We start from the raw sequence: 22,954 nt of genomic DNA, 5'->3' as shown, positions 1-22,954 counted from the left end.
GTTGCCTGACATATAGAGGTCGAAATGAGCTATAATCAGAAACAGGTCGTGGATGCGCTTCGCGCTTTTGAACGCGGCGAAATCGTTGTGGTCATGGATGATGACGGGCGCGAGAACGAAGGCGACCTGATCGTTGCCGCCGTGCATTGCACCCCGGAAAAGATGGCCTTCATCGTCCGCCACACGTCCGGTATCGTGTGCACGCCGATGACCCGCGACGAAGCCAAGCGCCTCAACCTCGCACCGATGGTTGCCGAAAATGAATCCGCTCACACGACGGCGTTCACTGTAACGGTTGATTATCGCCATGGCACGACGACCGGCATTTCGGCGGAAGATCGCACATTGACGGTGCGCAATCTGGCGAACCCAAATGCTGGTGCTTCGGACTTTGTGCGTCCCGGCCATATTTTCCCGCTGGTTGCCCGCGAAGGCGGCGTTTTGATGCGCTCCGGCCATACGGAAGCCGCTGTCGATCTCTGCAAGCTCGCGAATCTGCCGCCCATCGGCGTCATCTGCGAGCTGGTCAACGATGACGGTTCCGTCATGCGCGGTCCGGATGTGAAGGCCTTTGCCGAAAAGCACACGCTGCATCGGGTCACGGTTGCCGACCTCATCGCCTATCGCCAGCGTAAGGAAACTTTGGTCAAGCGCGTTGGCGACGCGCCGGTCAAGACCTGTGCAGGTGCGGCCCATGCCTACACTTACGAACTGCCATGGGAACCCATGCAGCACGTGGCTGTTGTGTTTGGCGATATTCGTGACGGCGAGGAAGTGCCGGTCCGTCTGCATCGCGAAGATGTGCTGAACGATGTCTTCGGCAAGGGTGGCAGCAATCTCGATGCCATCATGGAAAAGATGGGCAAGGAAGGCCGGGGCGTGCTGGTTTATCTGCGCGAAGGCTCTGTCGGCGTACGCTCGGATCACCACGACACTCGCGCTCGCGATGTGATCCAGAGCGACCATGAAAGCCATGCCGAAGCGGTTGCCCGCGAGGAAGAGTGGCGTCAGATCGGCCTCGGAGCGCAGATATTGAAGGATCTCGGCATTACGTCGATTGTGCTTCTGGCGTCGCGCGAGCGTCATTATGTTGGCCTTGAAGGTTTCGGCATCAACATCGCCCGCACCGAAATCATCTAACTTCGTATCAGACAGATTGGGCACATGGTCGTCATGGCCATGTGCCGGTGAGATGCTATAGTGAATCTATGACGACACGGCTTTACTGGCATCCGATCTATCTTGAACACCTGACCCCGCCCGGCCATCCCGAGCGCCCGGATCGTATCCGGGCGTTGATGAGTGAACTGGAGGGGCCGGATTTCTATCGACTCGATCGGGTGGAAGCGCCACGCGCCGACGAGGCGGCCGTGCTTCTTGCGCATCCTGAAAAACATCTGGAAGCCATACGCGCCGGAATACCGAAACCGCCCTCGGACGAGGAAGCTCCGCCGCCGGTGGTGAAGCTCGACGGCGACACCTATGTCAGTCCGAAAAGCATGGATGCCGCACTGACGGCCATCGGTGCTGCGACGGCGGCGGTTGACGATGTATTTTCCGGCGCGGCGAACAATGCGTTCGTTGCTGCCCGTCCGCCGGGACATCATGCCGAGCGTTCCACCGCGATGGGCTTTTGCCTGTTCAACAATATTGCGATTGCAGCCCGCCATGCGCAGAGCCATCATGGCGCTGAACGCGTTGCAATCGTGGATTGGGATGTCCATCACGGCAACGGGACGCAGGATATTTTCAAGGACGATCCAAGCGTCCTGTTCTGTTCGACGCATCAATTTCCCCTTTATCCCGGCACAGGGGCGAAGGATGAAACCGGCGTCGGCAACATTTTCAATGCGCCGCTTTCGCCCGATACGGGGAGCCGTGAATTCCGCGAGGCATTTAATAGTCGTGTATTGCCCGCTTTGGACAATTTCCGGCCAGATTTGATCCTTATTTCGGCGGGCTTCGATGCTCATTTTCGTGACCCGCTGGCCGAGCTCAATCTCGACGAAGCGGATTTTGACTGGGCGACAGGCAAACTCATGGAACGGGCGGAAAGGTTCTGCGATCACCGGCTAGTGAGTGTGCTTGAAGGTGGATATGATCTAGAGGGCTTGTCGCAGTCCGCGTCTACGCATATTACGCGGCTGTTGAAAGGATGAATCATGGTGACCGAACCGTCCAACCCCGATATTGCAGTGATGAGCTTCGAGGATGCGTTAAAGCAGCTCGAGAAGATCGTCGACGATCTGGAGCGGGGCGATGTGCCGCTGGAGGAATCCATTCGTATCTATGAACGCGGCGAAGCCCTGAAGAAGCATTGCGATACGCTTTTGAAATCGGCCGAGGACAAGGTGGAGAAGATTCGCATTGGCCGCGACGGTCAGCCGGTCGGAACCGAACCGCTTGATCCCGAATAAAATCAATTAAATTAATGATTTGAGCTGCGTGACATAAGGCGCCAGAACGCCGCTCAGCATGTAGGGGCCAAGGCCCCAGGCCAGCGTCCACCCTGCGGCGCCGATCATATTGGCTGCCAGAAAATGCAGCGGGTTCATTTTCATTGAACCCGCGACGATGCCGTTGAGCTGCCGCAACAGCACGACAAAACGCGCAGTCGCCACAACATAAATTCCCTTGCTATCGAAGAGTTTCTCGAACTGCTCCAGCCGTTCCGGCGTGAGCTTCACGAGATGCCCATATCTGAGAAGCAGGCGGCGCCCGCCAAAACGGCCGATCAGATATCCCGTACAATCGCCAAGCACCGCGCCAACAAAGACCGCCAGAAGCACGACTTCGATGTTCAGTGTTCCATGCAGGGCAAGCAACGAGCTTGCTATCAGGGCGCTTTCACCCGGTAACGGTGCGCCGAAAGACTCAAAATACACGATGAAGAAAAGCGCCAGCGCGCCATAGGCGGCGATATAGGGTTCCAGAAAACTCATTAGAGCATTTCCTGTTTTTCATGAATCATTGGAAATGCTCTATCTATTTGTTTTCACGCGCACCTTATCCGAAAACCGTTTCACACTTTTCGGGATGCGCTCTAATTGGCGGTCTTTCCACAACAGAATTAAAAAGGCTCCGGACCAGCCGGAGCCTGAATTTCATGATATAATATCAGCCGATGGAACGTTTGCCTGAGATGGCATGGTAGATCCACAACACGACGACAGCGCCGATGACGGAAACGATCAGGCTGTATATGTTGAGGCCGGTGACGCCCTGTGCGCCGAAGAAAGTGAAAATGACGCCGCCGATGATGGCGCCGACAATGCCGAGAGCAATATCCAGAAACATGCCCTGGCCACTTTTATTGACAATCTTGCTGCCGATGAAGCCGGCAATCAAGCCTAGTATTATCCAGCTTATAACAGACATCTAATATCTCCCGATGCGTAAATACACTTTTGCATCACGCACTTAGGAAATTTTCACACTGCTACAAAATTTGCAAGGTATAATGCTTGTCAAATTGGGAAACCTATTTAACTTTAACTTACCGAATGCACCGTTGGCATCGGATAACAGGGAGTATCGTGTGATGGGAAGTTATGACGACAACTCGGGCAATTCGCCGATTCCTGGCGGCAGCCTCGCGAAACCGGTTCTGATTGCGCTCGGCGCCCTGCTGATCGGTAAGATGCTGAAGGGTGGCAGTGATGATACGGCGGCTACGCAGGCACAGCCTGTGCCTGTGCCGGATCAGTCGCAGGCAGGCGGTGGCCTGCTCGGCGGTATCCTTGGCGGACTCGGTGGTCTGCTTGGCGGCGCGGCGGCTGGCAATGCCTCTGCGGCTCCCTCCGCTCCGGGTTCTCTTGGCGGAGGACTTGGTGGTCTCCTTGATCAACTGAAACAGGCTGGCCTTGGCGATAAAGTGGATTCCTGGGTCGGTCAGGGCGATAATCACCAGATCGAGCCGGGTCAGCTCGGCGATGCGCTTGGCCAGAAAACGCTGAGCGAAATCGCCCAGCATGCCGGTATCGACCAGCAGGAACTTCTCAACCAGCTTTCGCAGGTTCTGCCGGGACTGGTGGACAAGCTGACCGCAAACGGGCAAGTTCCCGATGCCAGCACGCTTTCGAAGCTGTTGCAGGGACGCTGACGAGATTTACATCATGATTGAACCGCACCGCTCGTCGGTGCGGTTTTGTTTTGGGGATAGTTTCGATAAAGTGAAACCACCGCTTATATAAGCACCGTAGATCAACGGCTGGAGTTGCGTTTCATGAGTTTCTTTCCGTGTCCTGATCCGGTTCTTGGCGACAAGACCTCGGTTGACAGCATCGAAACGCTGGTCATTCCCCGCACGAGTGACATTGGCGGGCTGGAAGTGCGGCGAGCCTTGCCGACGGTACGTCGCCGTCTGGTGGGCCCGTTCATTTTCTTCGATCGCATGGGACCGGCTGTTCTGCGGGATGGTGATGCACTGGATGTGCGCCCGCATCCGCATATCGGTCTTTCGACGGTGACCTATCTGTTTGACGGGCATATTCGTCACAGAGACAGCCTTGGCACTGAAATGGTTATCCGTCCCGGTGACGTGAACCTGATGACCGCAGGCCGCGGCATTGTGCATTGCGAGCGGTCTCCGGAAGAGGAACGCAACGGACCATTATCAATTTCCGGTATCCAGACCTGGCTCGCACTCCCCGATGCGCTGGAAGAAATCAGCCCTGAGTTTTTTCACACCAATGCGCCGGATTTGCCGGTGATGGAGGACCGTGATTTCTCCGGTCGGCTGATCATGGGTTCCATGCTTGGTGTGAAGTCTCCCGTGATTCAGCACGCCGATACGCTTTATGCGGATATTCGCATAGCGCCGAACGGGCGCTTTCCGATCCCGCCCGTGGCCGAAGAACGCGCTATCTATACGCTGCAGGGAAATGTCGGCATTGGCGGCGAAGTGTTTCCACCGGATCGCTTGCTGGCGTTTCGTCTCGGTGACGATATTATCGTGCAGGCCGGGCCGGAAGGCGCGCATATCATGCTTTTTGGCGGCGCGGCGCTTGGTTCGAAGCGCTATGTATGGTGGAATTTCGTATCCTCTTCGCGGGAGAGGATAGAGCAGGCCAAGGAAGAATGGCGCACCGGGCGTTTTGATATCGTGCCCGGTGACGAGAAGGATTTCATACCTTTGCCTGAATGAAGATAACAAGCTGGACCATAGGACACGATGTCCCGCCCTGCTTGATCCCGTCGCGTTGCTGTTATACCGACAACAAAGCCTAACCAGAAACAGGTTGTTTTAATGTCCCGACCTATGACCCCATTGCTTGACAAGGCGCCGACCCCGGAAGCCCTGCGTGCATTGCCGGAATCCGATCTGCCACAACTCACGCAGGAATTGCGTGCAGAGTTGATTGACGTGGTTTCGACCACCGGCGGGCATCTAGGCGCGGGACTGGGTGTGGTGGAGCTGACGGTGGCATTGCATCACGTCTTCAACACGCCGCATGACCGCATCATCTGGGACGTTGGCCATCAGGCCTATCCGCACAAGATTCTGACCGGGCGCCGCGACCGTATCCGCACATTGCGCCAGACCGGTGGCCTGTCGGGTTTCACCAAGCGCAATGAAAGTGAATATGATCCTTTCGGCGCGGCGCATTCATCGACATCGATTTCCGCCGGTCTCGGCATGGCGGTCGCTTCCGATCTTTCGGGCGAAAAGCGCAATGTGATTGCAGTCATCGGCGATGGGTCGATGTCGGCAGGCATGGCCTATGAGGCGATGAACAATGCCGGAGCGCTTGATGCCCGCCTTGTCGTCATCCTGAACGATAACGACATGTCGATTGCGCCGCCAACCGGCGCCATGAGCGCCTATCTGGCACGTCTCGTCTCCGGCAAGACCTATCGCAGCGTTCGCGAGGCCGCCAAACAGGTCGCCAAGAAACTACCGAAGTTCCTGCAGGACAAAGCCCGCAAATCGGAAGAATATGCGCGTGCCTTCTTCACCGGCGGCACCCTGTTCGAGGAGCTGGGCTTCTATTATGTCGGTCCCATCGACGGACATAATCTGGATCATCTGCTGCCGATCCTGAAAAATGTGCGCGATACGCAGGAAGGCCCGGTGCTCATTCATGTGGTGACGCAGAAGGGCAAGGGCTATGCGCCTGCGGAAGCTGCTGCCGACAAGTATCACGGCGTCAACAAATTCGACGTCATTACGGGCAAGCAGTCGAAGCCACCTGCAAATGCGCCGAGCTACACCAAGATTTTCGGCACGAGCCTGATCGAAGAAGCCCGTCATGACGACAGAATAGTGGCGATCACTGCCGCCATGCCATCGGGAACCGGGCTTGATCTCTTCGGTGAAGTGTTTCCGCAGCGCACATTCGATGTCGGTATTGCCGAACAACACGCGGTGACTTTCGCCGCCGGTCTCGCCAGTGAGGGTTTCAAGCCGTTCTGCGCGATCTATTCCACCTTCCTGCAGCGTGGCTACGATCAGGTCGTGCATGACGTATCGATCCAGAATCTGCCCGTGCGCTTCCCCATCGATCGCGCCGGTCTGGTTGGAGCCGATGGCCCGACCCATGCAGGTTCCTTCGACACTGGTTTCCTCGCAGCGCTCCCCGGTTTCGTGGTGATGGCTGCTTCGGACGAAGCCGAGCTGCGCCATATGGTGCGCACGGCCGCTGAATATGATGAAGGCCCGATCTCTTTCCGCTATCCGCGTGGCGACGGTGTGGGTGTGGACCTGCCGGAACGCGGACAATTGCTCGAAATCGGCAAGGGCCGCATCGTGCGCGAAGGTACGAAGGTCGCGCTGCTATCCTTCGGAACGCGTTTGCAGGAATGCCTTGCTGCCGCTGATGAGCTGGGTGCTGCCGGTCTTTCGACCACGGTTGCCGATGCGCGCTTTGCCAAGCCGCTCGATCACGATCTGATCCGCCGTCTGGCTCGCGAGCATGAAGTGCTGGTGATGGTGGAGGAGGGCGCTGTCGGCGGTTTTGCCTCCCATGTGCTGCAATTCCTCGCCACTGACGGCCTTCTTGATCGTGGGCTCAAGGTGCGTGCCTTGACCTTGCCGGATACCTATCAGGATCACGGCAAGCCGGATGCCATGTATGCCGAGGCCGGTCTTGACCGGACAGGCATTGTGCATGCGGTGTTTGCAGCTCTTGGCCGCGAGGCGGTTGCAGCGCCATTTAGCGCCTGACCGATGGGTGGGGAAACGAGCGACAAGAACCTGCGGCTCGATCAGCTACTGGTGGAGCTTGGGTTGTTTGCAACGCGTTCGCGGGCGCGCGATGCGATCCAGCGCGGTACGGTCAAGGTGGACGGCAAGCCTGTCACCAAGCCGGGCCAGACGGTTCTGCGCACCGTAAAGATCGCCGTGGATGATCCGGCAAGCGCCTATGTTTCCCGCGCTGCCCTGAAGCTTATCGCGGCGCTCGACCATTTCGATCTTGATGTGAAAGGGTGCACGGCGCTCGATATTGGGGCCTCGACAGGCGGCTTTTGCCAAGTTCTGCTGGAGCGCGGCGCGAACCATGTTCTTGCCATTGATGTCGGCCACGACCAGTTGCACGAGACCCTGCGCACCGATCCCCGCGTCACGAATAAGGAAGGGATCAACGCTCGTGCGCTGGAACTTATCCATCTGGATGGACGCGAAATCGATTGCGTGGTTTCGGATGTGAGTTTCATTTCGCTGAAACTCGCCTTGCCTCCGGCATTGGCCTTTGCGCAAAAAGGTGCTATCTGCGCGCTTCTCGTAAAGCCGCAGTTTGAAGCGGGCCGCGAGGCTATCGGCAAGGGCGGCATTCTGCGTGATCCGAAAGATGGCGAACGCATAGCAGAAGAACTGAGATCATGGCTGGAGACGCAAGCTGGCTGGCGCGCGCTCGGCCTTTGCCCATCGCCCATTGAAGGTGGCGATGGCAATCGTGAATATCTCCTGGCAGGAAAGAAAGATCGATGACAACCCAGACAATGGGGCAAATCACAATCCGCTCGATTGGTGCGGGCGGCGATGGCGTCGCCAACCTTCCTGATGGCCAGATTTATGTGCCTTTCACGCTGCCGGGCGAAGTGGCCAATGTTGCGCGCGACAAGAATCGGGCGACGGTCATGGCACTCCTCGAAACATCGCCTGAGCGGCAGGCGCCTGCCTGCCAGCATTTCGAGGATTGCGGTGGCTGCGCGCTGCAACACTGGCAGGATGAACCCTATCGTCTGTGGAAGCGCGAACTGGTTGTCTCCGCGCTCAAGGGCAGGGGGATCGACACGGAGGTGGCTCCTCTGGTGGCTTGCCAGCCGCGCACACGCCGTCGCGCTGTTTTTGCGGCACGCAAGACGGAGAAGGGCGTGTTGCTCGGCTTCAACCGTCACCTTAGTCATGAAATCATCGATATCGTCGAATGTGCGGTAACCGTTCCGGAGATCATTGCGCGACTTGATGATCTGCGTGAAGTCGGGGCCTTGATTGCACCCGGTTCCAAGCCGTTCAAGCTGGCTGCGACACTAACGGAATCCGGCCTCGATCTTGCGGCAAGCGGTTGCGGCACGCTGAGTGACGATCAACGGCGCGCACTGACCGCGCTTGTCATGAAAAAGAGCTTTGCTCGCCTTTCGCATGAGGGCGAAATCATCGTTGAGCCGAAAAAGCCGCTCATCCATTTCGGCAAGGTGCCGGTTCCGGTTCCGCCCGGTTGCTTCTTGCAGGCAACGGTTGATGCCGAGGAGGCAATGGTGCGGCTGGTGCTGGATCATGTCGGCAAGGCCAAGCGTGTCGCGGACCTGTTCTGCGGTGTTGGCACATTTGCGCTGCGGATTGCGGAAAAGAGCGCGGTCCATGCCGTTGAAAACGACGCGCTGGCCTTGGCGGCTCTTGATCGTGGCGTGCGGCATGTGCAGGGCTTGAAGCCCGTTTCGGTCGAACGCCGCGACTTGTTCCGCCGGCCGCTGATGCCGAAGGAACTGCTGCCTTATAACGCCGTCGTTTTCGATCCGCCGCGTGCGGGTGCTGAAGAACAGGCGCTTGAACTGGCAAAATCCAAGGTGGAGAAGGTTGTCGCGGTTTCGTGCAATCCGGTGACCTTGGTCCGCGATCTGGCCATTCTGGTGAAGGGCGGCTATCGCGTCACACGCGTCACGCCGATTGACCAGTTCCTCTGGTCGCCACATGTTGAAGCCGTGGCGACGCTGGTGAAGAGGTAAGGCAGTAGGGCAGTAAGGGAATAAGGCAGTATGTTTGGGTTGTAGATGGCCGCGACGGCTGTAACTTCCTACTGCCCTACTGCCCTAAACTCACATCTTTTCGATGATCTTCTGGTCGCCTTCATGCGCCTTTCCGTTGGCCGCGATGATGGCGGGAACGATATCTTCCGCCTTGTCGATGACGAGTGGCTTCATCTGATGGGCGGAGTGGATAAAACCTTCCGCCGCCATATGCTCGAGAAGCGTGAGCATCGGCTGCCAGAAATTGTTGATGTTTGCGAACACCATCGGCTTGCGATGCTTGCCGAGCTGCGCCCAGGTCATCATTTCCACGATTTCCTCAACCGTGCCGATGCCACCGGGAAGCGTGACGAATGCATCCGATTTCTGGAACATGAGGTGCTTGCGCTCATGCATGTCGCCGACGACGATGAGTTCGGTTAGCTGCTCGGCCTTTTCAAGGCTTGCTTCCTTGTCGAGCAGGAAGGTCGGGATGATGCCGGTGACTTCGCCGCCGGCTTCCATCACGCCTTGCGCAACCGCGCCCATGATGCCGCGCGTGCCGCCGCCATAGACAAGGCGCAGGCCGTGTTCGGCAATGGACCGGCCAAGCGTAACGCCCGCTTCACGATAGATGGGATTCAGGCCCGTAGACGAGCCGCAATAAACACAGATGGATCGAATCTCAGACATGATTTCTTGTGCGCTTTTGACCTTTCAGCGTCAAGCGTCTGTGCTTTCATTTTGCGGTGAAGATCGCCGCCAGGGCGACGTGCAAGCCAGGTTCCGGGTGGACATTCACAGCAATTGTTATATCTCAATCGGTATGTACTCCAGATTGAGAAGTGGATTGGATATGAAGAATTGGGTTGTGTTTCTCGGGCTCACCTTTGCCGCATCATCCGCATCGGCTGGCGAAATAAACATCAAGCTGCCGGACGACACTGAAGTTACGACCAACGCTGTTCTGTATAAGTGCGGTGAAAAAAATGTCTCGGTAACTTACTACAATGCCGGTGATATTTCGCTTGCCGAACTGGAGCTCGAAGACGAAACTGTCGTTGCTTCCAACGTCATTTCAGGGTCTGGTGCCAAATATGCTGGCGGTGTCTATATCTGGTGGACCAAGGGCGATACGGCCGATCTTTATAACCTTATGGATGATCCGGACCAATCAAAGCCGACAAACTGTGTAGAACAGTAACCTTGCTAATAAAAAGCCTCGTACCTTTTGCTGTTTCGGTGCAGATTTCTTGTGGGGGGAAGCCAAAAGCTATAAACCCGCTATTATAGTCTCTGGCGTGGATTTCGAAACGAAATGCAAAAGAACAGTTTAGGATTGCTCGGTATCGGGCTCGTCGCAATCGTTGTCGGGCTCGGCCTTTATTGGAATGCAACACGATCCCGCGTGGAGGCTCCGCAATCCGATGTCGCCGCGCCAGCGTCGAACAATGCACAAACGCCGTCCGAGACCAAAGCGCCGGAGACGACCAAGCCTGCGGACGAAACTGCTGTAAACGATGCGAAGCCACAGGGCACTCAATCCGAAGAACCGGCCAAGCAGGCTGATGCTGCGCCCGCAGAGCAGGCCAGCAAGACGCCGGTTTTCGACCTTCTGCGCGTCGAGCCTGACGGTTCGGTCGTGATCGCAGGCAAGGCGCTTCCCAATGCAGATGTCGAGGTTGTGGCAGGTGCAACGGTTGTGGGCAAGGCCAAGGTTGGAGCCAATGGCGATTTCGCCATTGTTCTGGATGAACCTTTGAAGGCCGGGGATCATCAGCTCGTCTTGCGTTCAACTGGTGCGGATAACAATGTTGCCACTTCCGCGCAGACGGCCATCGTATCGGTGCCTGAAACCAAGTCGGGACAAGTGCTGGCGCTGGTGGAGGAGCCGGGACAGGCGAGCCGCCTGATCACGAAGCCGGAGACGGCTCCTGCACCGCCGGAAAGTACGGAAGCTACTTCCGAAGCTGCGGCCAAGGCTGACAAGCCGGAAACCAAGCCTGCTCAGGATTTGCCGATTGCAATTGAAGCGGTGGAAATTGAAGGCCAGTCAGTCTTCGTGGCGGGTAAAGCCAAGGGCGGCAATCGCGTGATTGTTCACGCCAACGATACATTGCTCGGTGCAAGTCTCATTTCGCCAGATGGTCGTTTCCTCGTGCAGAGCAAGCAGCCGCTGAGCGTCGGCGATTATATCATTCGCGCCGATCTGCTCGACAATGCCAATCAGGTCTTGGCGACGGCCCGCGTTCCGTTCCGTCGCGAAGCTGGCGAGAATCTCTCTGCTGTTGCTTCCGACACGGACGGTCAGACGACAGCTCCGTCGGAAGCCAATAGTGGTGACGCCGCTTCGTCGGCGACCCCACTGCAGAAAGTCGAAGGTTCCGTCATCATTCGGCGCGGGGACAATCTCTGGACGATATCCAAGCGCACCTATGGCAAAGGCACGCGATACACGACGATCTATCTCGCCAATCGCGAACAGATCCGTAATCCCGATCTGATCTGGCCGGGTCAGGTATTCAATATGCCCAAGGAACCTTTGGGTGAGGATGAGGTCAAGCGCCAGTTGGAAGATCGCAATAACTGACGGAACGCTTTTCGAAACAGAACCGCGCTTTCCAGTGATGGATGGCGCGTTTCAGTAGTGAGTGTCAATCACGATAGTGTGCTTCCGTTTTGGCGGTCTTTTTGGGAATAAACGTCCCCAAATCTTGAACTTTGGAGCATAATCGTATATCGTCGATATACGATGAAAATAATTCTCGACAAAAATTCAACTGATGCTGCCCCCGATCTTGTGCAGCTCGGCATTGATGATGAAGCGGCTGCGCGCATTTGCGCTGCGCTGGGCCATCCTGTCCGCATTCGAATTATCCGCCAGTTGATGATGGAGGACGCCTGCTGCTGCAAGGATATTGTCGGCAAGCTCGACCTCGCTCAATCGACGGTTTCCCAACACCTCAAGGTCCTCGTGCAGGCTGGCCTTATCGATTATCGGCCTGATCGCCAGTCCTCGCGTTACAGCGTCAACTGGCCACAACTCAATGCTGTCCGCACGCATTTTGCTTCCTTCAAAAGCAGATGCTGCGGCTAAAACATGTCTCCCAAAAGTGGGAACCGGTTTTGGGATAAAGACATGCGTGAAAACAAAAAATAGAGCATTTCCCGAAAAACCCGAAGCGGTTTTCGGAAACGATGCGTCAATACAAACAAATAAAGCGGTAACGGAGTTTCATCTCGTACGAAATCGCTTGAGCCCACCGACTTGAAAGAACGCACCATGAGTTCCCCCAAAACGGTTTCCGCCGACTCCGGCGAGACGTTCAAAACACTGCGAAATCTCTGGCCCTATATGTGGCCGTCCGACAGGCCTGACCTGCGTATGCGCGTGGTCTGGGCCACGTTCTATCTGGTGATTTCCAAGATCGTACTCATCCTCGTACCCTATTTCTTCAAATGGGTGACGAATGCCTTGACCGGTCAGTTGAACCCGCCGGATTACATCCCGTTGTTTCTGGTCGGCGCAGTCATGCTGGTGCTGGCTTATAACGGTGCCAAGATCGTGCAGGCCGGTCTCAACCAGCTCCGCGATGCATTGTTTGCGAGCGTCGGCCAATATGCGGTGCGTCAGTTGGCCTACAGGACCTTCGTGCACATGCACCAGCTTTCGCTGCGGTTCCATCTGGAACGGCGTACGGGCGGGCTTTCGCGGGTCATCGAGCGTGGCACCAAGGGCATCGAAACGATTGTCCGTTTCACGATCCTGAACACGCTGCCCACCATTCTTGAATTTGCGCTGACGGCGGTGATCTTCGCCTTCGCCTACGGCATCTCCTATCTTCTCGTCGTCGCTGCAACGGTCTGCCTTTATACCTGGTTCACGATCAAGGCGAGCGACTGGCGCATCAATATTCGCCGCGAAATGAACGACTCCGATACGGATGCCAACACCAAGGCAATCGACTCGCTGCTCAATTTCGAAACCGTCAAATATTTCGGCAACGAGAACATGGAAGCCAAGCGTTTCGATGCTTCGATGGCGCGTTATGAAAAAGCGGCAACCCAGACCTGGACCTCACTTGGCTGGCTGAACTTTGGCCAAGCCGTCATCTTTGGCGTCGGCATGGCGGTGGTCATGGTCATGTCAGCGCTGGAAGTGCAGGCGGGAACACAGTCCATCGGCGATTTCGTTTTCATCAATGCCATGCTGATGCAACTATCCATTCCGCTCAATTTCATCGGTTTTATCTACCGCGAAATCCGTCAGGGCCTGACCGATATCGAGCAGATGTTCGATCTCCTCGATGTGAAGCAGGAAGTTGTCGACAAAGCCGGTGCGCCAGCATTGAAAATCGATCACGGCGCAATCCGTTTCGATGATGTGCATTTCGCCTATGATGCGAACCGTCCGATCCTGAAAGGCATCAGTTTCGAAGTTCCGGCAGGAAAGACGGTAGCGATCGTCGGACCGTCCGGGGCAGGTAAATCCACGATCTCCCGACTGCTGTTTCGCTTCTATGATGTGCAGTCCGGATCGGTTTCCATCGACGGGCAGGATGTCCGCGACGTTACGCAGGAAAGCTTGCGCAAAGTTATCGGCATGGTGCCGCAGGACACTGTTCTGTTCAACGATACGATAGCCTATAACATTCGTTATGGCCGCCCCGATGCCACGACCGAAGAGGTGGAAAAGGCGGCGGAACTGGCGCAGATTTCCGGCTTCATCAAGCACCTGCCGGAAGGCTATCAAGCCATGGTCGGCGAACGCGGCCTTAAGCTTTCGGGCGGTGAGAAACAGCGTGTAGCCATTGCACGTACGATCCTGAAAGCGCCTCCGATCCTGATCCTTGATGAGGCGACCTCCGCACTCGATACGGCCACCGAACAGGAAATTCAGTCAGCGCTCGACATCGTTAGCCGTGGCCGGACAACGCTTGTCATCGCGCACCGCCTGTCGACTGTGATCGGTGCCGATGAGATCATCGTGCTTAAGGACGGTCTGATCGCCGAGCGCGGCACGCATCGCATGCTTCTCAAGCATAAGGGGCTTTATGCGTCCATGTGGGCTCGCCAGCGCGAGGCCGATGAGGCGGAAGAGCGTCTGCGTCAGGTTCGTGAAAGCGATGAACTGGGTGTCGTCACACGCGGCGTTCCGGCGGCGGAATAGCCGGTTTACCGATGGCTATTTATATTAGGGCGCGATCACGTGCCCTAACAGCCGTGAATAATTTGCGAAATGGATTTCGATTCTGAACAGGATGAGGTAAATAACGGCCAAACTCAAAGGAAGAGCGATGAGCCTTACTGACACCATCCGCAACACTTTCGTGCCGATCCACCGGGAAGGCTATCCGTTTATCGCGGGCTTTTTCGTGGTTTCTCTCATTCTGGGCTGGCTTTGGGACCCGTTGTTCTGGATCGGCTTGGTGCTGACCGTCTGGTGCATCTATTTCTATCGCGATCCCGAACGCGTCACGCCAATGGACGATAATCTGGTCATCAGCCCCGCTGACGGCAAGGTTTCCTTCGTCGGTCCGGCAGTGCCGCCCGCCGAGCTGGATCTCGGTGCCGAGCCGCGCATGCGCGTATCGGTTTTCATGAATGTGTTCTCGGTTCACATCAACCGTTCTCCGGTGCGTGGTAAGATCGAGAAGGTCGTGCATCGCCCGGGCAAGTTCCTCAATGCAGAACTGGACAAGGCCAGCACGGAAAACGAACGCAACAGCGTTTTGATTGAAAGCCCGCATGGCAAGATCGGCGTTGTTCAGATCGCTGGCCTGGTTGCGCGGCGCATCGTTTGCTGGTCCAATGAGGATGATGATCTGTCCGTAGGCGAGCGGTTCGGTCTGATCCGCTTTGGATCGCGCGTCGATGTCTACCTTCCTGCAGATGCGACCGTTCGTGTCGCTGTTGGCCAAACGGCAATCGCCGGTGAAACCGTACTGGCCGATTACGGCAGTGTGCGCGGCGAGCCTGTGGTGCGGATCGGCTGAGCCGATGGAAACGCCTTTTCCGCCTTTTGAGCCCAACGGCCGCGTGGAATCATCGCGCGGCCCGAAGCTGTCGCAGATACCACTACGTATCGTTATTCCCAATGTCATAACGGTTCTCGCCATTTGTGCCGGTCTTACCGGCATCCGTCTGGCCTTCGAGAACCGCTTCGAACTTGCCGTCGTCATGGTGCTCGTCGCCGCCTTTCTGGATGGCATTGATGGTCGCGTCGCGCGCATGATGAAGGGATCGTCGAAATTCGGCGCCCAGATGGACTCGCTCGCCGATATCGTCAATTTCGGTGTGGCGCCTGCCTTGGTGCTCTATGCCTTCATGCTCGATCAGGCGCGTTCATTCGGCTGGATCGCGGCACTCCTTTATGCCATTGCCTGCTGCCTGCGGCTTGCTCGTTTCAATGTCATGCTGGAAGACCCGAACCGCCCGGCATGGCAAAGCAACTACTTCATCGGCGTGCCGGCACCGGCAGGTGCCATGCTTGTCCTACTGCCGGTCTATCTCGGTTTTCTCGGATTGACCCCAACGCGGGGGCTCGCTTTCGGCGTGGCGGTCTATACCGTAGCAATAGCGTTCCTGCTCGTAAGCCGTCTGCCGGTCTATAACGGCAAATCTGCCGGAAGCCTTGTCCGGCGCGATATCGTCATGCCGCTCATCCTGTTCGTCGTCGTTTACGTCGCGTTCCTGATGAGCTTCACTTGGCAAACCCTTAGCCTCACGGCGCTTGCCTATCTTGCTTTTCTTCCATTCAGCCTCGCGGCCTGGAACCGGCGTGAAGCCGCCGACCGAAAAGCAGAGAAAGATACCGGCTCCGAAGAGGATAAGCCGTCAGAGGAAAACTGAAGGCAACGTCTGCTTGATGAAACTGACGCGCTCCTCGACCGATGATTTCGGCAGGAGCGCGATTTCATATCCAAGCCGCCTGTAGGTTTTGTCCATCGCTTCGAACGTGCGTATGGCTTCTTCGAAGTCCTGCTTCCGCTCGGCATCCTGACCGAAGATTTCCGCCCATGGCGGCGTTAGAAAAACTGTTTTGTTATACTGAAACTGCCGGGCGGCCTCTTCCATATGCTGTGGAATGGGCAGATTGCACAGTGTCAGATAGCCGATCACGTCGGGAACACCGCGGTCGAAGAAGACCGTACCGCGCTGTTGTTCTGCCATTGCGTGCGAGCGCATTTCCCAGCACAGCATCAACTCTGCAAAAAGAACGCGATCTCTCCAGGGCAGGGCATTCCCGCCAATAGCGACTTGATCCTGAATAATGGCGCGTCCAGCTTCTACGGTGCGGGAAAAGCCGTCCTTCTCAAGCGCATCGATCAGTGTGCTTTTGCCCGATCCGGGCCCGCCGCTGATGATGATGAAACACTGGTGATCTTTGGTCATAGGTCCTCCAATAGCAAAGGGAACGCGCGCCAAAACGGTCGGTGCACGACGAAGGGATCTGAGAGTGGGGGAAATGCCCGCTGAAAAAAGAGCCATCAGGCGGCTAGGCGGGAAACGTCAATAAATAAGCAAATAGAACCGGCCCTGCCTATAAGCAAGGCCGGAAGAAAGAAATCAGCTCGGCAGATGATAGTCGAGGAAACGATCCTGACGCACATCGAATAGTTTTCCCGTGACGTCAAGCGAAGGATCGGCGAGCTTGACGATCTTTTCTGCGACGGACTGCGGTGTCGGCAGCGTCTCCGGATCTTCGCCCGGCATTGCCTGCGCGCGCATTGCAGTGCGTGTAGCGCCCGGATTGACCGAGTTGATCTTGAGCTTCATCTGCTTCGTTTCTTCAGCCCAGCTACGTGCCATGACTTCGACAGCGGCTTTTGAGGCGGCGTAGGGGCCCCAGAAAGCCCGGCAGGTATGTGCCACACCGGAAGAGAGCAGAATGGCACGCCCGGCGTCAGAAGCGCGCAGCAGCGGATCAGTGGACCGGATGAGGCGCCACACGCTGGTTACATTGACGTTCATGACCTTCTCGAAGGTCTTGGCCTCGACATGGCCGATTGGCGATATCGTGCCAAGAACGCCTGCATTCGCAACCAGAATATCGAGTTTGCCCCAGCGCTCATGAATGGTGCCGCCGAGGCGATCAATCGCCTCCATGTCGGTAATATCGAGAGGCACCAGTGTTGCACTACCTCCAAGCTTGCGAATCTCGTCGTCCAGCTCTTCAAGCCCGCCGATTGTGCGAGCAACCGCGATGACATGTGCGCCGCGTTTTGCCAGTTCGAGTGAAAGAAAATAGCCAATACCGCGCGATGCGCCTGTTACCAGTGCGATGCGGCCCGTAAGGTCGATGCTCATCTAGTCCCCATATTTCGTGCAAACACAAGAAACGGGCGGCCTTTTGGGCCGCCTGCGTGAAGAATTGGGCGATCAGCCGTTGCTAGCGAGCAGCGACAGCGTGTGCACGTTGCTCTCGCCTTCCTGATCAAGGAGGCGGGTCGGATATTCGCCCGTGAAATAGTGATCGGTGAAAGCGGGTGCTTTCGGATCACGTGGCTTTCCACCGACAGCCTTGTAGAGCCCGTCGATGGACAGGAACGCCAGGGAATCCGCGCCGATATAACGACACATGGATTCCAGGTCTTTGTGCTGGTTGGCCAGCAGCTTATCGGCATGGGGGGTGTCGATACCGTAGAAATCCGGATGGTAAATCATTGGACTTGCCACGCGGATATGCACTTCCTTTGCGCCTGCGTCGCGGATCATCTGGACGATCTTGACGGAGGTGGTACCACGCACGATGGAATCATCCACCAGCACGACGCGCTTGCCTTCGATCATGGCGCGGTTGGCAGAATGCTTCAACTTGACGCCAAGCGCGCGAATTTGCTGCGTCGGCTCGATGAAGGTGCGGCCCACATAATGATTGCGGATGATGCCATATTCGAACGGGATGCCGCTTGCCTGCGCAAAGCCGAGGGCGGCAGGCGTGCCGCCATCGGGCACCGGCACGACCACATCGGCTTCGATACCGGCTTCCTTGGCGAGCTCCATGCCCATATTCTTGCGCGCGACATAGACGCTGCGACCGCCGACGACAGAATCGGGACGGGCGAAATAGACATATTCGAACAGGCAGAGACGTTCCGGTGGCGGGTTTTCAGCCTTGATGGATTCGGTGGTGATGGAGCCGTCCTTCTGGATCTCGCAAATGACCACTTCGCCGTTCTCGACATCACGAATATACTTCGCACCGATAATGTCGAGGGCGCAGGTTTCCGAGCAGAATATAGGCTTGCCGTCGAGCTCGCCCATAACGAGCGGTCGGATGCCGATCGGATCGCGCGCGGCGATCAGCTTGGTGCGGGTCAGCGCCAGCATGGCGTAGCCGCCTTCGACCTGCCGGATGGCATCGACGAAACGGTCGGAGGAGGAAGAATGGCGTGACCGCGCAATCATATGCAGTACGACTTCCGTATCGGATGTCGCCTGGAAAATCGCCCCGGAAGCAATCAGTTGCTTGCGCAGTGTAATGCCATTGGTGAAGTTGCCGTTATGGGCAATGGCAATGCCGCCGACTTCCAGTTCCGCAAACAATGGCTGCACATTGCGCAGGATCGTTTCGCCGGTGGTGGAATAGCGCACATGGCCGATGGCGCGGTCGCCCGGCAGGCGGTTCAGCGTCGCCGCATCGGTGAAATGGTCGCCGACGAGGCCCATATGGCGTTCGGAATGAAAACGACGATTGTGATAGGAAACGATACCGGCGGCTTCCTGCCCGCGATGCTGGAGGGCATGCAGGCCCAATGCTGTCAGTGCGGCTGCGTCTTCATGGCCAAGTATGCCAAATACGCCGCACTCTTCATGCAGGGTGTCTTCGTCCAGCATGAAGGAGGCATTTTCAGAAGAATGGCTGGTCATTGCCGCAAGGCCTTTCGATTGCAGAGGCAACTAAAGCGCCTCTCTATCACAAGATGGCTTTTTGTTAAAAGCGAAGAGTTCACCGCTGCGTCGATATAGTCTTATCGACGACAGTATCGCACGATGTCGGCGAATAATCTCGCAAATTCCCGCCTGAAATATGATCGCGAAACCGAAATGACAATGTCTGAGCGTCATTTTGGCTATTTCATATCAACGGGCTTTTGCTTCCAAAATTGAAAAAGCCGCCAGCGGGGCTGACGGCTTTTCGACATTTCACAACCGGTTACTGCTGTGCAGGCGCGTCGTCTGGAACCGGTGCTTCTTCCTGCTCACCAGAAGCCGGAGCATTCTGCTGCGGCTTGAACTTATCGATCATCTGGTCGGGGTTGGCCGGCAGAAGATCGATCAGTTGCTGGCCGAAAGAATCGAGCATTGGCTTTGATTTCGCATTCGTCACCCAGGCTGGCTGGTTCGTTGGAACGAGCCAGTTGAAGAACAGCATGCCAACGACCACGAGAAGCACACCACGCACGCCGCCGAACAGAAAGCCGAGCGTGCGGTCGAGCGCACCGATACGACTATCGATGATGAAGTCGGCGATCTTCATGGTGATCAGCGAAACGACGATCAGCACCACGAGGAAGACCGCGCCAGCGGCGGCGATCTTCGCGATGGTTTCGTTATTGATATAGGGCTGCACGAAAGGCAGAACCGGCTGGTAGAAAAGATAAGCTGCCGCGGCCGCTGCCGCCCAGGATACCAGCGACAACACCTCGCGGGAAAAACCGCGCACCATCGCCAGAACGGCTGAAACCAGCGTTATCCCGAGTAGAATTCCATCAAGTATGGTTATCGGCATTCTGGCCTGTCCTCAGTTATTTGCGCAATCGTTTCAGTGCGCAGGGCAGTCAAAGATGCTGGAGCTTATCACCGGAAGGTTGACAGAACCTTCCAGTCGCAAGTTTCCAGATTTATTGCTTCTTTCCGGTTCCTGAAGCCGCGATGCGTGCCACAAGGTCGGGCAAAGCCGAAGTTTCCATCAGGCGGAAGCTGCGATCTTTCCACAGTTCGCCGCTGCCACCGGGCACCTCTGCCTGCCGGAAACCGAGCTTCTCGGCTTCCTTGAGCCTCTGTACTGCATGCGTTACCGCACGAACAGCACCGGAAAGGCTGATTTCGCCGAAATAAACACAATCTGGCGGAAGGGCAATACCGGCCATGGAGGAAACGAGTGCCGAGGCAACGGCAATATCGGCTGCCGGTTCGCTGATCCGATAGCCGCCCGCGACATTCAGATAGACATCGTGCTGGCCGAAACGGACACCACAATGCGATTCCAGCACGGCGAGAATCATGGCGAGACGACCGCCGTCCCAACCCACAACGGCGCGGCGCGGTGTGCCGAGCGAGGAGGGGGCGACGAGCGCCTGAATTTCCACCAGAACCGGGCGCGTACCTTCCATGCCGGCGAAGACCGCCGCACCCGGAGCTTTGGCATTGCGCTCACCCAGGAAAAGCTCGGACGGGTTGGAAACCTCGCGCAGCCCGCCATCCGACATTTCGAAGACGCCGATTTCGTCGGTTGGGCCGAAGCGGTTCTTCACCGTGCGCAGGATGCGATAGTGATGTCCGCCTTCACCTTCGAAATAGAGAACGCCGTCCACCATGTGTTCAACCACGCGGGGACCGGCAATCTGGCCGTCCTTGGTGACATGGCCGACCAGCACCACCGCAGCACCTGTCTGCTTGGCATAGCGGATCATGGCTTGCGCCGAGGAGCGCACCTGCGTCACCGTTCCAGGCGCCGAATCCGCCATGTCGGTCCAGAGCGTCTGGATCGAATCGATGATCACGAGATCGGGCCGTTTGGTGTCCGAAATAGTGGCGATGATGTCTTCGACATTGGTTTCGGCAGCGAGTTCCACTGCCGACGACGCCACACCAAGACGCTGCGCACGCAGACGTATCTGCGCGACCGCTTCTTCGCCTGAAACATAAACGATGCGCTGGCCGCGATTGGCAAGGGCTGCTGCCGCCTGTGTCAGCAGCGTGGATTTACCGATACCGGGATCACCGCCGATCAGGAGGGCTGAACCGCGCACGAAACCGCCGCCGGTAACGCGGTCAAGCTCGCTGATGCCGGAAATGATGCGCGGCGCGTCTTCAATGTCGCCGGAAAGCGAGGTCAGTGCGACGGCACGGCCCTTGCGCTTGGACAACATGGCGCCCGGACCGGATCCGATGCCGCTATTGGTGCCTTCCTCGACGAGCGTGTTCCACTCGCCGCAGGAATCGCACTTGCCCGCCCAGCGCGTATGCACTGTGCCGCAATTCTGGCAGATGAATTGAATGCGCGCCTTGGCCATCAGACGCGCTCCGTCTTGATCGTGATCTGATTATTCATACTGCTCCGGCACATAGGAACCCTCGGCCAGATCTGCAAATCGGGTGAATTCGGCCTGGAAGGCAAGCTTGACCGTTCCGGTCGGTCCGTGACGCTGCTTGGCGACGATCACGTCGGCGGTGCCGCGCACTTTTTCAAAGTGCTGCTTCCACTCTTCATATTTCGGGTCGAATTCGTCGCGCGGTTCAAGGTTCTTGACGTAATATTCCTCGCGAAACACGAAAAGAACCACGTCGGCGTCCTGCTCGATGGAACCCGATTCACGAAGATCGGAGAGCTGCGGGCGCTTGTCGTCGCGGCTTTCCACCTGACGCGAGAGCTGTGAGAGCGCGATGATCGGGACGTTCAGTTCCTTGCCGAGCGCCTTGAGACCGGTGGTGATTTCAGTGATTTCCTGCACACGGTTCTGCGCCGAGGCCTTCGACGAGCCGGTCATAAGCTGTACGTAGTCGATGACCAGAACATCAAGGCCGCGCTGGCGCTTCAGGCGGCGCGCACGTGCTGCAAGCTGGGCAATCGAGATACCACCGGTCTGGTCGATATAAAGCGGGATTTTCTGCATCACCTGCGAGCACGCAACCAGCTTTTCGAAATCGGTTTCGGTAATGTCGCCGCGGCGGATTTTCGAGGAGGAAACTTCCGTCTGCTCGGAAATGATACGGGTCGCTAGCTGTTCAGCCGACATTTCGAGCGAGAAGAAACCGACGACGCCGCCATTGATGGCTTTCATTGTGCCATCCGCCTGCTGTTCGGCTTCATAGGCATTGGCGATGTTGAAAGCGATGTTGGTTGCGAGCGAGGTCTTACCCATACCCGGACGACCCGCAAGGATAATCAAATCGGAAGGCTGCAAGCCACCCATCTTGCCATCAAGCGTGTGAATGCCTGTGGAGACACCCGATAGATGACCATCGCGCATAAAAGCGGCGTTGGCCATATCCACCGCAGTGGTGACCGCATCCTTGAAAGCCTGAAATCCACCGTCATAACGACCGGTTTCAGCAAGCTCGAACAGGCGGCGTTCGGCGTCTTCGATCTGTTCCTGTGGCGCATTGTCGACCGGCGCGTCATAGGCAACGTTCACCATGTCTTCGCCAATGCCGATCAGGGCGCGGCGTGTCGCCAGATCGTAAATAGCACGGCCATAATCCTCGGCGTTGATGATCGTGACGGCTTCGGTCGCGAGACGGGTTACATATTGGAAGATCGTGAGATCGCCCACCTTGCCTTCCGTCGGCAGGAAGGTCTTCATCGTCACGGGATTGGCCATCTTGCCCACCCGGATAAGATCGGTCGTGATCTCATAGATGCGACGGTGCAGAGGCTCGAAGAAATGGGTTGGCTTGAGGAAGTCCGATACCCGGTAAAAGGCATCGTTGTTGATCAGGATCGCGCCCAGCAGCGCCTGTTCCGCTTCAATATTATGGGGTGCTTCCCGATAGAGCGTGTCTTTTTGTTCCCGCGCATCGTCGAGTTTGCGTACCGCCGCTTCCGCCATGATTCTCA

General features: G+C 57.0%; 23 protein-coding genes. 14 read left to right on the top strand and 9 right to left on the bottom strand.

The features are described from left to right. The first annotated feature begins 24 nt into the window (after positions 1-24). From ribB to FIB18_RS07155, 3 genes are all read left to right on the top strand, one after another. Entirely contained in the window at positions 25-1,140 is a 1,116-nt protein-coding gene (gene ribB, locus FIB18_RS07165) for a 3,4-dihydroxy-2-butanone-4-phosphate synthase (RefSeq protein ID WP_140020049.1), read from the top strand. 68 nt (positions 1,141-1,208) lie between these two features. Next, positions 1,209-2,159, top strand: a complete 951-nt coding sequence (locus FIB18_RS07160) for a histone deacetylase family protein (protein WP_140020048.1) — start codon at positions 1,209-1,211, stop codon at positions 2,157-2,159. Positions 2,160-2,162: 3 nt separating this feature from the next. Next, positions 2,163-2,417 carry an exodeoxyribonuclease VII small subunit gene (locus FIB18_RS07155; RefSeq protein ID WP_105541172.1) on the top strand — a complete coding sequence of 85 codons (255 nt, stop codon included), beginning with the start codon at positions 2,163-2,165 and terminating at the stop codon, positions 2,415-2,417. Positions 2,418-2,423: 6 nt separating this feature from the next. Here the strand turns inward: FIB18_RS07155 and FIB18_RS07150 are convergent, their stop codons facing one another. Together FIB18_RS07150 and FIB18_RS07145 are read right to left on the bottom strand one after the other, a co-directional pair. Next, complete coding sequence (locus FIB18_RS07150; RefSeq protein WP_140020047.1) at positions 2,424-2,942, bottom strand: DedA family protein; 519 nt, start codon at positions 2,940-2,942, stop codon at positions 2,424-2,426. 175 nt (positions 2,943-3,117) lie between these two features. Next, positions 3,118-3,378, bottom strand: coding sequence for a GlsB/YeaQ/YmgE family stress response membrane protein (locus tag FIB18_RS07145; RefSeq protein WP_140020046.1), 261 nt, complete (start codon positions 3,376-3,378; stop codon positions 3,118-3,120). Positions 3,379-3,541: 163 nt separating this feature from the next. On the opposite strand from FIB18_RS07145, the gene FIB18_RS07140 reads away from it, so the two are divergent. The 5 genes from FIB18_RS07140 to FIB18_RS07120 all read left to right on the top strand — a co-directional run bounded on the left by FIB18_RS07140 (position 3,542) and on the right by FIB18_RS07120 (position 9,168). Then, entirely contained in the window at positions 3,542-4,102 is a 561-nt protein-coding gene (locus tag FIB18_RS07140) for a YidB family protein (protein ID WP_140020045.1), read from the top strand. Positions 4,103-4,225: 123 nt separating this feature from the next. Continuing rightward, positions 4,226-5,146 (top strand): pirin family protein, encoded by a 921-nt coding sequence (locus tag FIB18_RS07135; protein ID WP_140020044.1) that lies wholly within the window; start codon positions 4,226-4,228, stop codon positions 5,144-5,146. 102 nt (positions 5,147-5,248) lie between these two features. After that, positions 5,249-7,165 carry a 1-deoxy-D-xylulose-5-phosphate synthase gene (gene dxs / locus FIB18_RS07130; protein WP_140020043.1) on the top strand — a complete coding sequence of 639 codons (1,917 nt, stop codon included), beginning with the start codon at positions 5,249-5,251 and terminating at the stop codon, positions 7,163-7,165. 3 nt (positions 7,166-7,168) lie between these two features. Continuing rightward, the gene (locus FIB18_RS07125; protein WP_140020042.1) at positions 7,169-7,930 is read left to right on the top strand and encodes a TlyA family RNA methyltransferase; all 762 of its coding nucleotides are present in this window, start codon (positions 7,169-7,171) and stop codon (positions 7,928-7,930) included. Next, a complete protein-coding gene (locus FIB18_RS07120; protein ID WP_140020041.1) occupies positions 7,927-9,168 on the top strand; it encodes a class I SAM-dependent RNA methyltransferase in 1,242 nt (413 codons plus the stop codon). The genes FIB18_RS07125 and FIB18_RS07120 overlap by 4 nt, the downstream gene beginning before the upstream one ends. A gap of 90 nt (positions 9,169-9,258) precedes the next feature. On the opposite strand, the gene FIB18_RS07115 is transcribed toward FIB18_RS07120, so the two are convergent. Beyond that, positions 9,259-9,861, bottom strand: coding sequence for an LOG family protein (locus FIB18_RS07115; RefSeq protein WP_140020040.1), 603 nt, complete (start codon positions 9,859-9,861; stop codon positions 9,259-9,261). A 163-nt stretch (positions 9,862-10,024) separates the two neighbouring features. Here FIB18_RS07115 and FIB18_RS07110 point away from each other — a divergent pair, with 163 nt between their 5' ends. The 6 genes from FIB18_RS07110 (at position 10,025) to pssA (ending at position 16,020) form a co-directional block, all read left to right on the top strand. Beyond that, complete coding sequence (locus FIB18_RS07110; protein WP_140020039.1) at positions 10,025-10,372, top strand: MliC family protein; 348 nt, start codon at positions 10,025-10,027, stop codon at positions 10,370-10,372. A 114-nt stretch (positions 10,373-10,486) separates the two neighbouring features. Next, complete coding sequence (locus FIB18_RS07105) at positions 10,487-11,758, top strand: Ig-like domain-containing protein (protein ID WP_140020038.1); 1,272 nt, start codon at positions 10,487-10,489, stop codon at positions 11,756-11,758. 162 nt (positions 11,759-11,920) lie between these two features. Continuing rightward, positions 11,921-12,265 carry an ArsR/SmtB family transcription factor gene (locus FIB18_RS07100; protein ID WP_140020037.1) on the top strand — a complete coding sequence of 115 codons (345 nt, stop codon included), beginning with the start codon at positions 11,921-11,923 and terminating at the stop codon, positions 12,263-12,265. A 186-nt stretch (positions 12,266-12,451) separates the two neighbouring features. Continuing rightward, complete coding sequence (locus FIB18_RS07095; RefSeq protein WP_140020036.1) at positions 12,452-14,338, top strand: ABCB family ABC transporter ATP-binding protein/permease; 1,887 nt, start codon at positions 12,452-12,454, stop codon at positions 14,336-14,338. Positions 14,339-14,465: 127 nt separating this feature from the next. After that, the gene (locus FIB18_RS07090; protein WP_140020035.1) at positions 14,466-15,164 is read left to right on the top strand and encodes a phosphatidylserine decarboxylase; all 699 of its coding nucleotides are present in this window, start codon (positions 14,466-14,468) and stop codon (positions 15,162-15,164) included. Between the two features lie 4 nt (positions 15,165-15,168). Beyond that, positions 15,169-16,020, top strand: a complete 852-nt coding sequence (gene pssA, locus FIB18_RS07085) for a CDP-diacylglycerol--serine O-phosphatidyltransferase (protein WP_140020034.1) — start codon at positions 15,169-15,171, stop codon at positions 16,018-16,020. Here the strand turns inward: pssA and FIB18_RS07080 are convergent. The 6 genes from FIB18_RS07080 to FIB18_RS07050 form a co-directional block, all read right to left on the bottom strand. Next, complete coding sequence (locus FIB18_RS07080) at positions 16,006-16,563, bottom strand: AAA family ATPase (RefSeq protein ID WP_140020033.1); 558 nt, start codon at positions 16,561-16,563, stop codon at positions 16,006-16,008. The two genes, pssA and FIB18_RS07080, sit on opposite strands and share 15 nt — an antisense overlap. 174 nt (positions 16,564-16,737) lie before the next feature. Beyond that, on the bottom strand, positions 16,738-17,478 hold the full coding sequence (locus FIB18_RS07075; protein ID WP_140020032.1) for an SDR family NAD(P)-dependent oxidoreductase: 741 nt from the start codon (positions 17,476-17,478) through the stop codon (positions 16,738-16,740). Between the two features lie 72 nt (positions 17,479-17,550). After that, entirely contained in the window at positions 17,551-19,041 is a 1,491-nt protein-coding gene (gene purF / locus FIB18_RS07070) for an amidophosphoribosyltransferase (protein WP_140020031.1), read from the bottom strand. A gap of 286 nt (positions 19,042-19,327) precedes the next feature. Further along, entirely contained in the window at positions 19,328-19,903 is a 576-nt protein-coding gene (locus FIB18_RS07060) for a CvpA family protein (protein ID WP_140020030.1), read from the bottom strand. Positions 19,904-20,015: 112 nt separating this feature from the next. Continuing rightward, positions 20,016-21,410, bottom strand: a complete 1,395-nt coding sequence (gene radA / locus FIB18_RS07055) for a DNA repair protein RadA (protein WP_140020029.1) — start codon at positions 21,408-21,410, stop codon at positions 20,016-20,018. A gap of 30 nt (positions 21,411-21,440) precedes the next feature. Next, positions 21,441-22,946 (bottom strand): replicative DNA helicase, encoded by a 1,506-nt coding sequence (locus tag FIB18_RS07050; protein ID WP_140020028.1) that lies wholly within the window; start codon positions 22,944-22,946, stop codon positions 21,441-21,443. Positions 22,947-22,954: the final 8 nt, after the last annotated feature.

Origin of the sequence: Brucella pecoris, assembly GCF_006376675.1 — a bacterium.
Lineage (GTDB): Bacteria > Pseudomonadota > Alphaproteobacteria > Rhizobiales > Rhizobiaceae > Brucella > Brucella pecoris.
Note: the sequence above shows the minus strand (reverse complement) of the source record. Positions and strands in the feature narration are given on the sequence as shown.

Bases quoted from the DNA above. Each gene is read 5' to 3' on its own strand.
- ribB (WP_140020049.1), top strand. From the start codon at position 25: ATGAGCTATAATCAGAAACAGGTCGTGGATGCGCTTCGCGCTTTTGAA.
- FIB18_RS07160 (WP_140020048.1), top strand. From the start codon at position 1,209: ATGACGACACGGCTTTACTGGCATCCGATCTATCTTGAACACCTGACC.
- FIB18_RS07155 (WP_105541172.1), top strand. From the start codon at position 2,163: ATGGTGACCGAACCGTCCAACCCCGATATTGCAGTGATGAGCTTCGAG.
- FIB18_RS07150 (WP_140020047.1), bottom strand. From the start codon at position 2,942: ATGAGTTTTCTGGAACCCTATATCGCCGCCTATGGCGCGCTGGCGCTT.
- FIB18_RS07145 (WP_140020046.1), bottom strand. From the start codon at position 3,378: ATGTCTGTTATAAGCTGGATAATACTAGGCTTGATTGCCGGCTTCATC.
- FIB18_RS07140 (WP_140020045.1), top strand. From the start codon at position 3,542: ATGGGAAGTTATGACGACAACTCGGGCAATTCGCCGATTCCTGGCGGC.
- FIB18_RS07135 (WP_140020044.1), top strand. From the start codon at position 4,226: ATGAGTTTCTTTCCGTGTCCTGATCCGGTTCTTGGCGACAAGACCTCG.
- dxs (WP_140020043.1), top strand. From the start codon at position 5,249: ATGTCCCGACCTATGACCCCATTGCTTGACAAGGCGCCGACCCCGGAA.
- FIB18_RS07125 (WP_140020042.1), top strand. From the start codon at position 7,169: ATGGGTGGGGAAACGAGCGACAAGAACCTGCGGCTCGATCAGCTACTG.
- FIB18_RS07120 (WP_140020041.1), top strand. From the start codon at position 7,927: ATGACAACCCAGACAATGGGGCAAATCACAATCCGCTCGATTGGTGCG.
- FIB18_RS07115 (WP_140020040.1), bottom strand. From the start codon at position 9,861: ATGTCTGAGATTCGATCCATCTGTGTTTATTGCGGCTCGTCTACGGGC.
- FIB18_RS07110 (WP_140020039.1), top strand. From the start codon at position 10,025: ATGAAGAATTGGGTTGTGTTTCTCGGGCTCACCTTTGCCGCATCATCC.
- FIB18_RS07105 (WP_140020038.1), top strand. From the start codon at position 10,487: ATGCAAAAGAACAGTTTAGGATTGCTCGGTATCGGGCTCGTCGCAATC.
- FIB18_RS07100 (WP_140020037.1), top strand. From the start codon at position 11,921: ATGAAAATAATTCTCGACAAAAATTCAACTGATGCTGCCCCCGATCTT.
- FIB18_RS07095 (WP_140020036.1), top strand. From the start codon at position 12,452: ATGAGTTCCCCCAAAACGGTTTCCGCCGACTCCGGCGAGACGTTCAAA.
- FIB18_RS07090 (WP_140020035.1), top strand. From the start codon at position 14,466: ATGAGCCTTACTGACACCATCCGCAACACTTTCGTGCCGATCCACCGG.
- pssA (WP_140020034.1), top strand. From the start codon at position 15,169: ATGGAAACGCCTTTTCCGCCTTTTGAGCCCAACGGCCGCGTGGAATCA.
- FIB18_RS07080 (WP_140020033.1), bottom strand. From the start codon at position 16,563: ATGACCAAAGATCACCAGTGTTTCATCATCATCAGCGGCGGGCCCGGA.
- FIB18_RS07075 (WP_140020032.1), bottom strand. From the start codon at position 17,478: ATGAGCATCGACCTTACGGGCCGCATCGCACTGGTAACAGGCGCATCG.
- purF (WP_140020031.1), bottom strand. From the start codon at position 19,041: ATGACCAGCCATTCTTCTGAAAATGCCTCCTTCATGCTGGACGAAGAC.
- FIB18_RS07060 (WP_140020030.1), bottom strand. From the start codon at position 19,903: ATGCCGATAACCATACTTGATGGAATTCTACTCGGGATAACGCTGGTT.
- radA (WP_140020029.1), bottom strand. From the start codon at position 21,410: ATGGCCAAGGCGCGCATTCAATTCATCTGCCAGAATTGCGGCACAGTG.
- FIB18_RS07050 (WP_140020028.1), bottom strand. From the start codon at position 22,946: ATGGCGGAAGCGGCGGTACGCAAACTCGACGATGCGCGGGAACAAAAA.